At 41.1% G+C, this 12,102-nt stretch carries 11 protein-coding genes; 6 read left to right on the forward strand and 5 right to left on the reverse strand.

Annotation, left to right across the window (positions count from 1 at the left end):
* The first annotated feature begins 179 nt into the window (after nucleotides 1-179).
* The 6 genes from QUB56_RS20700 to QUB56_RS20725 all read left to right on the forward strand — a co-directional run bounded on the left by QUB56_RS20700 (nucleotide 180) and on the right by QUB56_RS20725 (nucleotide 5,662).
* The gene (locus QUB56_RS20700; RefSeq protein WP_332957712.1) at nucleotides 180-392 is read left to right on the forward strand and encodes a hypothetical protein; all 213 of its coding nucleotides are present in this window, start codon (nucleotides 180-182) and stop codon (nucleotides 390-392) included.
* Nucleotides 393-930: 538 nt separating this feature from the next.
* Complete coding sequence (locus QUB56_RS20705; protein ID WP_332957714.1) at nucleotides 931-2,088, forward strand: phosphotransferase; 1,158 nt, start codon at nucleotides 931-933, stop codon at nucleotides 2,086-2,088.
* A gap of 26 nt (nucleotides 2,089-2,114) precedes the next feature.
* Nucleotides 2,115-3,230 carry a T3SS effector HopA1 family protein gene (locus QUB56_RS20710; RefSeq protein ID WP_332957716.1) on the forward strand — a complete coding sequence of 372 codons (1,116 nt, stop codon included), beginning with the start codon at nucleotides 2,115-2,117 and terminating at the stop codon, nucleotides 3,228-3,230.
* Nucleotides 3,227-4,240 (forward strand): aldo/keto reductase, encoded by a 1,014-nt coding sequence (locus QUB56_RS20715; protein ID WP_332957719.1) that lies wholly within the window; start codon nucleotides 3,227-3,229, stop codon nucleotides 4,238-4,240. The genes QUB56_RS20710 and QUB56_RS20715 overlap by 4 nt, the downstream gene beginning before the upstream one ends.
* 77 nt (nucleotides 4,241-4,317) lie before the next feature.
* Nucleotides 4,318-5,076, forward strand: coding sequence for a peptidylprolyl isomerase (locus tag QUB56_RS20720; RefSeq protein ID WP_332957720.1), 759 nt, complete (start codon nucleotides 4,318-4,320; stop codon nucleotides 5,074-5,076).
* A gap of 394 nt (nucleotides 5,077-5,470) precedes the next feature.
* Nucleotides 5,471-5,662, forward strand: coding sequence for a hypothetical protein (locus tag QUB56_RS20725; protein ID WP_332957722.1), 192 nt, complete (start codon nucleotides 5,471-5,473; stop codon nucleotides 5,660-5,662).
* 137 nt (nucleotides 5,663-5,799) lie between these two features.
* Here the strand turns inward: QUB56_RS20725 and QUB56_RS20730 are convergent, their stop codons facing one another.
* The 5 genes from QUB56_RS20730 to QUB56_RS20750 all read right to left on the reverse strand — a co-directional run.
* Nucleotides 5,800-6,540 (reverse strand): peptidylprolyl isomerase, encoded by a 741-nt coding sequence (locus tag QUB56_RS20730; protein WP_332957723.1) that lies wholly within the window; start codon nucleotides 6,538-6,540, stop codon nucleotides 5,800-5,802.
* A 54-nt stretch (nucleotides 6,541-6,594) separates the two neighbouring features.
* Nucleotides 6,595-8,112: an HlyD family efflux transporter periplasmic adaptor subunit gene (locus QUB56_RS20735; RefSeq protein ID WP_332957725.1), complete on the reverse strand. Its 1,518-nt coding sequence runs from the start codon at nucleotides 8,110-8,112 to the stop codon at nucleotides 6,595-6,597.
* Nucleotides 8,113-8,373: 261 nt separating this feature from the next.
* Complete coding sequence (locus tag QUB56_RS20740) at nucleotides 8,374-11,109, reverse strand: peptidase domain-containing ABC transporter (protein ID WP_332957726.1); 2,736 nt, start codon at nucleotides 11,107-11,109, stop codon at nucleotides 8,374-8,376.
* Between the two features lie 10 nt (nucleotides 11,110-11,119).
* Nucleotides 11,120-11,746, reverse strand: a complete 627-nt coding sequence (locus QUB56_RS20745; RefSeq protein ID WP_332957727.1) for a helix-turn-helix domain-containing protein — start codon at nucleotides 11,744-11,746, stop codon at nucleotides 11,120-11,122.
* A 90-nt stretch (nucleotides 11,747-11,836) separates the two neighbouring features.
* The coding region (locus tag QUB56_RS20750; RefSeq protein ID WP_332957728.1) for a hypothetical protein at nucleotides 11,837-12,102 on the reverse strand (266 nt) is incomplete at its 5' end.

Genomic DNA, 12,102 nt, shown 5'->3' on the forward strand with positions numbered 1-12,102 from the left:
CTGGAAAGCTGATTTCTTTAACAACTATATTTTTTTAGACATAATTAGCTTATTTTGGTCTCAAAATAAACTAAAAATACTTGGAATCATTAATTAAATTACGTTAACCTGAAAGTTATCAATAAGCCATACTTCGCTGAAAAATATTCAAGCACAATTAATTGAGGAGACAAGTAAAAATGGACGCTAATTCCAGAAAAAAACCGAGTCAACTTGAAATTAACGATTTGATTGCTGAAGCTGTGGTTAATGCAGAAGCACGACGCAACCAAGCAGAAGAGTTATTGTCTGAGGAGCAAGCAGGTGAAGTCAAGGGTGGTAAAATACTTCCCTTCGGAAGAATAATTCCCTTCGGAAGAATATTTCCCATTGGAAGATTAATGAAACCCTGAACCTCATCTTATAGCAGTGGGGAAAAGTTGTTGGAAAGCTAGTTCCAACAATTGCTCTCTCACAGGACTTATACAGGCACGCTATATATAGCGTGCCGAAAAAGGGAGATGGCTTTTCAAACTTTTGAACGATCGTCCGTACTTTGGTTGCTTATGTCTTAGGTGGCAGGTGGGTAAAAATTCTTTGGGGTGTGTTGTGTTTTGGGAGCGAGAAGCATGATTCTACATATAATCTTTCTCCTATAGAGAACTTGTCTCATATAAATGAGGTGTTATAACAGCAGTCAGTAAACCCATTCCAAAGGTATTGCTCATCTACTTGCTCAAATGCGATCGCTATTGCTAGCTTCAATATTTGATAATTTCTTGCACCCTGAAATCGGCTCTCGAACAATTTGCATAAATTTGCAGACATAATTTTGAATATTTTAGCTAGAAAATCACCTCAAGCTAGGATACAAAATTACTCTAATTGTCTAAGATGTTAAAAACCACAACAATTCCCTGTTGCGATAAATTCTTTGTATATCCTTAAATTATGGCACTTCTTTTAAGTTCCCACAACGTTGCCAATTATTTGAGAGGCTTAGCTCTCTGTACTGATGCAGACCAAGACCTGGTTCAGATTGATTCAATCCCCGCTAAAAATTTTAATTTGTTAGTAACTCTCCCTAACGGTCATAAATACCTGGTGAAGCAGGAACGTTATACCTCTGATGGAAAAACGGCTGGCGAATTTTTGAATGAATGGCGAATCCAAGAGTTTTTGCATCTGTTTCCCGAACTGGGAAACTTCCGTGGATTTTTGCCAGTCGTGTTACATTTTGATAGGGAAAATTCTATCATGGTTTCCCAGTATCTAGATGACTATCGCGATTTAGCTGATTTCTATGCTAAAGAGAATGTTTTTCCGAGTGCGATCGCATCTTCGCTGGGCACTATTATAGCCACAATCCATCACTCAACTTACAACCATCAAAATTATCAAGATTTCTTTTCCCAAGATACTGAGACTGAACTAAAAGACCAAGTTCCTAACATAATTCGCAGTTTAGAACGAATTACTCCAGAAATCTTCGGTTTAGTTCCCCAAGATGGTCTAAAATTCTTTGTTCTTTACCAACGCTACGAAAGCCTTGCACAAGCAATAGCAGAACTTTCTACTGCTTACAAGCCTTGTTGCTTAACTCACAACGACCTGAAACTAAACAACATTCTCCTTCACGAAGATTGGCCACAATCTAACCACAACATTGTCCGACTAATTGATTGGGAACGCTCTGCTTGGGGAGAACCCGCTTTTGATTTAGGAACCTTAATCGCCAGCTATTTGCTAATTTGGTTAAATAGCTTAGTTATCAGTCAAACACTCACCATCGAAGAATCGTTACGATTAGCTGCAACTCCCCTCGAACAGATTCAGCCTTCCATTAGTGCCTTGACTGTAGCTTATTTTAATACCTTCCCAGAAATAATTGAAGAGCGCCCCGACTTCTTAAAGCACGTTATCCAATTCGCTGGTTTAGCATTAATTCAACAAATTCAAGCCATGATTCAATATCAAAAATCTTTTGGCAATATGGGAATTTGTATGCTCCAAGTTGCCAAAAGTTTGCTATGTCGTCCCGAAGAATCAATGCCAACTGTTTTCGGCAATGCTGCTGCTAGCCTAACTCAAGTCACCCAAGCTGCTTAAAATATTCTCTCGTCATTAAAGTCAACATGCAACTAATAGATTCTCCCCCCACTCAACAACAAAGTTTTCCTGAAAACAGAGTGCTAGATACTCTGCAAGACATCATCAAAATTCAGATTCAGCCTAATTTCTGTATTCTCCACCCCGATTACAAACCGTTAGAACTTCCTTTGGAAATCGTCAATCGGTTTAAAAAAATGTCAACAGAAGTTCAAAATCGATATATCAACCTGCAACTTCGCAGCTTTCTGTATGGTATTCATTATAATGGTTCCTTGAAAGCTGCCCTTGATACAGATGCGAATTCAGATGCCAAGTCCCTGTATCAAAATTTAGAAAATAACAGCATTCTGGGAGTGGATTTAGCTTTTTATGAACGCTTGCACGAAAGTAACGATGGGGAAGGGTACTTCGATCCAGGTTGGTTTGTAGTCAGACAAGAAACTGATGATACTTTAGCTGTAAATAAAGGCGGTTTGACTTTACATATCGAGCGCAATCGCCATCTTCAAGCAAGCCAACAAAAAGCTGAAATTGGTGATTATATAGCTATTCGGATGCCTAAAAATTTCGTTCAAAACGGATTTTACATGGCAGTAGGCAATGTGGGGCCACAAAGTTATAATGCAGACAAATCTTTGGAAACAGTGCGCGTTTACTTTAACTTAACCCCTGAAGGTGCGGTTGCAGTAATGGGTAAGCTGACGCATCGGCTGAACGCTATCTTGCTTCCCTTCACTTTTAAAGTGTTATACAACCCAGGAGAGTACGGCCGCTATGACTCAGGAGTTCTCTACTTTGAAAAAAGTAGTTATGAAGCAGTCAGGCTCGTTTTACAAACAGTCTATGCCGAGGAAAAAGCCCATTTCCAAACAGAAACTCCCTTATTTACCAAACCGCTAGCGCCTGGTTTAAGCTTAGCAGAAGAACCAAACAGCAAATTTACAGATCGAGAAAGCTTCGGAATGAACCGTTGCCAAATAGTGGCTAACGGCTTATTAGAAGCTTGGCACAAAGGAGATGAGTTACCAGAAGCGCGAATAAATGCTATTTTTCACAACTTCTCGCTAATGGGGATTGACTGGCAGCGTGCCTATCTCAATGCTAATTCTGACGATATTTACACACCTTTAGATTTATGAAAATAACCGATCTTGCTTTACCAATACCCCCCTCAAACATAACCGAACCCGTAGGGGATAAACTACCACAGTCTGATTTGCCGTTCTACCGTAAACTCGGACGAACAGATTTAACCGTTAGTTGTCTGGGATTAGGCGGTGGTGGTAGTATTTCTAGCGAGGATACTCTCCACGCTTTCGATCGGGGAATTAACTACTTTTTTTATTCCAGTGACTTACACCACTATATCTACAGTCCGATGTCTAATGCGCTGCGACAGTTGTGTAGTCGCCGTTCATCAGTAAGAGAGAAAGTGGTGCTAGCGACGGTGACTTATATCAAAAGTCCAGAAGTAGCACTCGCAGCTTTATTGGATCAATTTGTAGAACTGGGCATTGATTACATTGATGTGCTGTTTTGGGGTTGGATTGGCACTAATGATGGTCAAGCTTTACAAGATTGTTTGCAACTTTCCCCGGATTTGAGAGGAAAAAATTCTGTTTATCAGCGCACGATCGAAAGGATGTTTGGTACTTCCGAACGCCTGAAAAAAATGGGGGCTGTACGTTATATTGGTGCGTCGTTCCACGATATCAATTTGGCTCAAAAGTGGTTGCACAGTCCGCTGTTAGATGTAGTAATGGTAAGGCATAATGTTGCTCACCGTTCCGCTCAAAGTCAGATTTTCAATCAGTTGGATACGCAAGATTCAGAACGACCGGGGATAGTTACTTTTAAGTCTACAGGTTCTCATTCCGGTGCGCTTTGGGATATTCCGGCTGGTTTACCTGCGGGATGTTGGCAACCTTCTGTGCCGGATTTGTATCGCTATTCTTTGAGCCAAAACTGCGTGGATGTCTGTTTGACTGGTTTGCGAAGTCGGGAAGAAGTTGATGCTGCGATCGCAGGTATCCAAAAAGGCAAGTTAACTTCTGCTGAATTGGATTATCTCAATCTTTACGGTGATTTGCACCGTAACCGTTTGAAAGTCCAGGAAGTGCCGCCGGAACAATTGCTGTACTGCGCTTAAGGGCGATCGCCTACAGCTTTACTTAGGGTAAATCAATTCATACTTAGTTAATTTTGTCAACTACACAGGATAAACCCATGCAAGAAACTTTGGAAAAATTGTTGTTACCAGAAATTTCTCCAGCAACTGATGATGCTGTTGTTGCCTACCTGCGTCATTCTTACAAGTTTGCTGAAATAGCAGCACTAGCTGAACGGGATACTCTAATTTTGACAGTTTGCGAACAGCTTGGTATTACGCTTACTGATGAGGAATTGCAAGCAGCGGGGGATGCTTTTCGCTTGGAACACAAGTTGCTGGGCGCATCTGAAACCTTGGCTTGGCTGGGAAAACAGCGAATTAGGGTAGAGGATTGGTCGCAAGGAATTCGAGTATCGCTACTGACTCAGAAGTTGAAAGAGCATCTTTTTGGAGAAACGGTAGATAGTCATTATATAACCAACCGAGATGATTATCGGCGGATGGCTCTGTCTCAGATTTTAGTCCGCGATTTGACAGAGGCTTTGAAAATCGCCCAAGCGTTGCGGGTGGAAAATGCTTCATTCTGTGCATTAGCTTTGGAACACTCTAGGGGTAAGCAGTCGCAACAAAATGCTGGCTTTGTGGGGATTCGCTTTTTGGCAGAATTGCTACCAGAGATTACTAAGGCTGTTGCTGAGGCGAAGGAAGGGAAAGTAGTTGGGCCGATTCAGACAAAATTAGGTTATCACATTTTGAGAGTTGAGAAGTGGTTTGCAGCTGAATTGAGCGAAGTCAGGGAACAAGTTTTGGAATCGCTGTTCCATAATTGGTTACAAACAAAAAGCAGGTCTGATATTGGTTCTGAAATGCGTTAATGAGATAACCAAGCTTTTGACTTCTTAACGAGTTAGCTAGTAAAGGATAGCTTTGCGAGTGTAATGCCTACCTCTGATTTAGTTCAGGGGTAGGATTTTTCTTGAATACTCAAATGCGAAAACATATCACCATTATGTCTTTTTAGACAAATTTAGTTTAATTTTAACCCTTCTACCGAGAAACAGGCTCTATTAAAAATACATTAATATTAATTAACTCTTATAGGCTGTACTTTTTTTGTAAACTTAAAGTACATAATTAACACTTTTATGTCTACCCAAGTAGTTTGTTAGTGTTGCCAACCATATTTTTTAGTAGTTTAATAGGTAATAACAGTCAAGCAATTAAAAGTATAAGATTGCTTGAATAACCTAAACTAGGAGGACATTTACAATGGCTACGATTAAAATTTCTGACCTACATACTGCTGGTTCTGAACTGTTGCTAGATTCAGAGAGCTACCTCAATGAGCTAACTAATGAGGAAGGGCTTGGCGTGTTAGGTGGTGGCTGGACATTTGCAGGCAGCTTTAACATTTCCGGGAATAGTAGAAGTATAGGTGTGGGTATTAATTTCTCGTGGTAACCTACCCTACCCAGGCTTATTCACTAATTCCCTCTTATTAGTGAGAAAGCCTAAATTGATTTAACTAAAACTTGCAGCAACAGAACTATGTACTAGGACTGTAGTGCAATGCCTTTGGACTCATCCAGAGGCATTTTTTATCTATCTTTATAGACCAAAACTTCCACTTCTTCAACTTGCTGTTTCACCCACAGCTTAAACAAATCAGAAAGAATCTGATACCGCAACTTTTCATCCAATTGTGGTTTAATCACTTCCTCGACCCAAATCAAATGTACCCCCTTAGCACCCACAATAGGCTTTAAAATCTGCGGCGCCTTAGCAGCAAAAACAGCAGCAGAAATCTCCGGCTTCATCTCTGTACGCCCCACAACTCCCCGATATCCACCACAACGACGTAACTCAGTATCCTCAATATATTGTTGAGCAATTTCAAAAAAATTCATCTCTCCCTCTTGCAAAGCATAAAACAGTTCCATCGCTAAATCTTCATCATCTAGCACCACTTCATAAATCACAGCACCAGCATAATCCAATTGATGTTCCACAAACCAAGGCTCAATCTTGTCACCAAACAGATGTTGTGCCAATTTTCCAGACATCACATTTGTATAAACCATTTCCTCAAAATCATCTAAAGATAGACAATTTTTATTCAACCATTCCCAGGTTTCATCAGCAGTCTTCAGTTTGCTAATTAACCGAATCTGATCTGCGGCTTGCTGTAATTCTTCATCCTCCACTTTGATACCCGCCTCCGCTGCAGCATCTTTTACTACCTTCCGAGTAACAATTTGTTCCACAATAGAAGGAATTTGGCAGGATAACTTGACTTGCTGAAGGATATCTTGAGCGGAAATAGTAATAGCTTGTGACATGACATTCTCCTAAAAGGTAAATTTGATTCGATTATGTGCAGATAACCCGGTGAATTATAGCTTTAAATCGCCTTTTTGTAACTTCTTAAACGGGTCAAGAATAAAGTCAATCAGGCGACGCTGACGGATAATTATTTCAGCCGTAGCTGGTTGACCCGATTTGAAAGGAATACACTTACTCTTTGGCTGAAGACAACTCTGAGACAACTCAATTTCCACATCATAAGTAGTTACATTTCCTTGCGCTGTTTCCGTAATCTTAGAATTGGGGGATACCCAACTCAATTTGCCTTTCACAACTTCGTAATCCTGAAAAGGATATTCATCAAATTTCAGATTGGCATCTTTCCCTTGATTGCCTGAGCGTAAAGACTCGCTTTCCGAAGTAAGAATCTGTCCCTTGAATACCAGACCAGTACCCTTCCTTGCAATCTCAGCAATCAATTGTTTAGGTTGTACTACTGCACCTTCTCGGGTAATAGGAAGCGAAAAAATAGTCCCGTCAAAATCAGAACGAATCAAATATTTTTTTAGCTGCTCTTTAAGAGAACTAATCTGATTTTTTGTTTGTTCGATTTCTGATTGAACACCCGCAATTTGCGTGTTTAAATCAGTAAGCTGCTGTTCTATTTTTGAGACAGCTATTGTTCCAGATTGAACCAAGCTTTGATAACTGCGTTTTTGTTCTTCCAAACGTAGCTTACCTTGCTCAATATCAGATTGAGCTTGGCGAATAATTCTCTGGTAGTTACCCTGCTGCTCTTTTAGACGCAGTTCAGCTTGTTTAATCTCAGACTCAGCTTGGTGAATAATCTTCTCATAACTACCTTGTTGTTCTGTTAAACGAGATTCTGTTTGGGAAATATCTGATTGCGCTTGTCGGCGTTGTTGATAGTTTTCTTCTACCGATTGTACTATTTCTGCAAGTCGGTCTTTTGAAATCGCCCCTTCCTCAAAAACTATTTTATAGCGTTGGAGTTTTTCCTGAGCTTTCCCCAAACGAACTGCTGCTAAATTATAAGCAGCTTTGCTAGATTCAATGCTTTTCCTTGCTTGAGCAACTTGTGCAAGTTTTTCTTCTTTTTGGAAGTTGTAAGTAGCCTTCAAAGCATCAAAACTCTGCTGTGCTTGTGCTAATTGTGCGATTTTCTCTTCTTTTTGAAAGTTGTAAGCAGTTTTGAGGGTATCAAAATTCTGCTCTGCTTGAGCGACTTGTGTTTGTTTTTCCAATTCTTGAACTTTACTTTGTTGCTGTTGAGCAGCAATAGCAACCCCAAACTGATTTTTTTGGATTTCTAATTGGCTAAGCCGATTTATTTGTCCTTCTAACTTAATTTGATTTTGTTGAATCTCATCACGAATTGATTTAGAGTCCAGTTCTACTAAAATCTGGTTAGCTTTTACCTCATCCCCTTCTTTGACGCGCACTTTAACCACTGCAACGCTACCTTGAATATCTGCTTCTCGCTTAACGGTATTTCCCTTAAGTTCAAGCCTTCCTCTAGCAGAACCTGTTTCATCCACCTTGTAAAGCATTGACCAAGGTAAAACGATACCTATAAAAATTACCAAAAAATACAGTAAGCCTCGCGTCCAAGTTTGGGGCAAAGTATCGAGTAATTCCTTGGTAGCATAAGACCAATCATCAGTATGAATAACTTGGTCATTTGTAGAGTTAGAAAAATCTTTTTTAGTCGATAAAGTTTCTAAGGCGTGGGAGTTAAGCTCGGGGCGAGGAAATGAGTTTGATGAGTTGGGCATATTTGACAAGAGTTAATAGTGATTTTCAGACCATGTAAGGAAAAGTCGGGTAACTTTTGTGTTGGGCTATCTTTACCCTGCAACATCCAGTTGTTGCTGATTGAGATAGAAATATTGTCCGCGTTTAGCCATCAACTCTTCGTGAGTTCCTTTTTCCACCAAAACGCCTTTATCTAATACTAAAATTAAGTCAGCATTACGCACTGTTGAGAGGCGATGAGCGATAATTATGGTGGTGCGATTTTTGCGAATATTGATGAGATTATTCTGAATAATTCGCTCGGATTCAGCATCGAGGTGGCTGGTAGCTTCATCGAAAACTAACAGTTGAGGATTCCCTAATAAAGCACGAGCGATCGCAATTCTTTGTCGCTGTCCTCCCGATAACATTCCTCCACCTTCTCCTATTTGGGTTTCGTACCCCATAGGCAGCTTTTTAATAAACGAATCTGCCCCAGCTTGTCGCGCTGCTTCGATAATTTCTTCTAGGTTAGCTGATGGTTGTCCGATGGCAATATTTTCTCGAATTGTACCGCCAAATAAAAAGGTATCTTGGTCAACTACACCTATTTGAGAACGCAGCGATCGCAACAAGATGCTGTTTATATCGTGACCATCAATTAAAATTTTTCCATCCGTAGCAGGATAAAGACCCAAAATTAGTTTAGAAATCGTTGTTTTTCCAGAACCACTACGACCAACTAAGGCTACAGTTTGCCCGGCTTTTACTTCAAGACAAAGATTTTCTAAAACATTAACTTCGCTTTCTGGGTGATAGCGGAAAGTAACTTTATCAAAGAAAATATTACCATTAATAGGGGGTAAAGATTGCCGAGATTGTTGCTGTAAATCTTCCTCTGGTTCCGTTTCGATTACATCATGGATGCGCTCGATCGCAATTACGACTTCCTGCACTTGATTCCACAGCACTGTCAATCGCTGAAACGGGCGAATAACGTTACCCAGCAGCATATTAAAAGCAACTAATTGTCCCGGTGTAAGCTCACCTTGAATTACCTGCCCCGCACCAAACCACAATAAACCTGTTGTTACTGCAGCCTCGATCGCACCACTGAAAATCTGGAGTCTATTCCCAATCACCTGTCCGGCAAAGTTGCTTTTCACTGATTTATTGAGTAGTTCTTCCCAATGCCAGCGGACAGTTTGCTCAACAGCTAAAGATTTAACAGTGCGAACCCCCGTGAGTGCTTCAATTAGATAGCTGCTTTCCCCTACCAAAGAATTAAATATCTCCCGGGAAGTTTTTTGCAAGAAAGGGGTAGCAATTAAAGCCAATAAAACAAAGGGGGGAATAATTAGTAATGCCAGTAGGGCCATTTTCCAACTATACCATAACATCAGTCCTACATAGATAAAAACTGTCAGTAAATCCAGTAGTATAGATAAAGCTTCACCAGTAAGAAAGCGTTGAATTTTATGGTTTTCTTGAACGCGGGAAATGATGTCCCCAACATAGCGCGACTCAAAGAAGCTGAGAGGCAAACGAAAGGTATGTCTAATAAAGCCAACAATTAGGGCTAAATCGACTCGATTGGCTGTTTGGTCTAGCAAATATTGCCGCAACCCGGTCATGGCAACTCGGAACAAGCTAAAAATTAGCAACCCCATTCCAAATGCAGCTAAAGTCAACTCACTTTGGCGTTTGACTACATTATCCAAAATTATTTGAGTGAATAGCGGCGTAATCAATCCAAAAATTTGGATAAATACCGAAGCTATAAAAACTTCAAACAAGACAAGACCGTGCGGTTTAGCTAACTCAAAAATTTGCCAAAATGGGGTACTGTATTCTTGAGCCTCTTTAATTAAAGCTGTGGGCTGCAATAACAAAGTATAGCCAGTCCAACCAGCTTTAAATTGAGAGTGAGTAAGGGTGGATTGACCGATAGCTGGATCTCCTACGATGACGTGCTTGCGGGTGATTTCGTAGACTACGACGTAGTGCTTACCTTCCCAATGGGCGATCGCAGGCAGATTTTGTTTTGCCAATTGGTCTAAACTGGCTTTCACGGGCCGGGTAGAAAATCCGATACTTTCTGCTGCTGCTGATAAACCTCGTAAAGAAGCACCATTGCGATCGACATTAGCCATATCCCGAAGTCGATTAACGCTAAAGCGCTTGCCCCAATAGCTAGCAACCATTACTAAGGAAGCAGCACCACAGTCAGATGCACTTTGTTGTGCAAAAAAGGGATAACGGCGGGTAATGCCCTGCCACAAGTGACCCACTTGCAATGTGGGACTGGGAAAGTAAGCTTTACTAATTTTTTTCTGGTTTTTCGGTTCGATTGGTAATGTATAATCCCGAAAAGCTGCGTTTTTTTGACTCTTGTTTTCCTTGGCTAAGGTAGCGTCAGTTCCTGTGAGTAAGGAATCTCGCAGAACGGCCTGGTCATGAAGATGCTCTCGGATTTTAGGATATTTGCGACTGAGGTTTAAAACATTATCTCCAGAAATAAAACAGAGTTTTAGTGCATCTCTCGTAGCTTTGGCTGAGTAAGATTCAAAGGACTCTTCTGGAAACAATGTTAGCTCACCAAATGATTCGCCTGCTTTCAAGGAAAGGGGTCTATCATTCTGACTGCAGGTTAACCGCACTTTTCCTGTAACAATAATGTAAATGCCACTTTGAGCGTTTTGCGAATTCCAAAATTGTTTTAGTGGCGGAGGCTCTATAACTTTGATTTTTTGGCGTATTTCACTTATTTCTTTGTCGAGAAATGATTGCCCAAATGTTGTTTCGAGTAGCTCATTAGAAATCAATAGCTCAGATTGATTCAGAATCATAGTTGTACTCTCAACGAATGGGATTAAAAGGCAAAAATTCCGAGGACTCCCAGACAGAGGTTTCTGTTAGATCGCCGATCGCAAGGCGGTTTTTTCCCTCGGCTGCGGTATCCTGTACGGGCACGGCTTTTGGTCGCGTGGATAAACCCATATCTTTGAGCAAGCGATTGATGTGGCGATCGCTCAGTTCAATGCCGAATTCTTTAGCGAGATGCTTGCTCAACCACTGTCCTGTCCAGCGCCGGAACGAGTAACCGTAATCCTGCGGGCTATTGCTAGCCAGTTCTTTCAACCGTTCTAGGTACTGGTCATTTACGGTTTTAGGCCTGCCAATCGGGCTATCATTCCAGTTGTGAGCTTGACCAGCCTGTACCATTAAAATCCAATGACGCGCCGTTCCTTGAGAACATCCCAAAATTTCACAGATTTGGGTTTGAGTTTTACCCTCCGCAGCCAGCAACATAATTTGGATGCGCTGGCGGTACATTTCGGGTAAGTTGATTTCCAGACTTTTTTGCAAGAGTTTGTGCTGAAACGGCGTCAATGGCTCGTGTTGGTTAAAGCGCAACGGTTTTGAGCGATCGCCCCGAGAGCGATCGCCTGCATCACTGTCGCATTGGAAGGGATAACATGACATAGTGGCACCCGGATGAGACTCTAAAACCTTATTTGGAGACACAAATATCTCAATATGCACCGGTTTCTTCTATTCGTTCCACTCCCACCATCAGGCTGTTAAAAGAAGACAGTGATTATTTCGGCAACAGTTCTCACTACAGCGGAAGGGCTGCGTCGCTACCATATTTGGCTGACCGTAAATACCCACATTCCGCACCCCCCAAGGGGCAGCGTAGGCTGCTTGAGTGGCGAGAGAGTGAATCATCACAGAAATTAATAAATATTTATACTTAGGATCGCCAATTAAATAACTTACAATTTTAATTATTATTGTGGGATGGGCGTCCCGCCCGTCCTTTTTGGACGGGCGGGACG

Origin of the sequence: Microcoleus sp. AR_TQ3_B6 (genome assembly GCF_036702785.1) — a bacterium.
Classification (GTDB): domain Bacteria; phylum Cyanobacteriota; class Cyanobacteriia; order Cyanobacteriales; family Microcoleaceae; genus Microcoleus.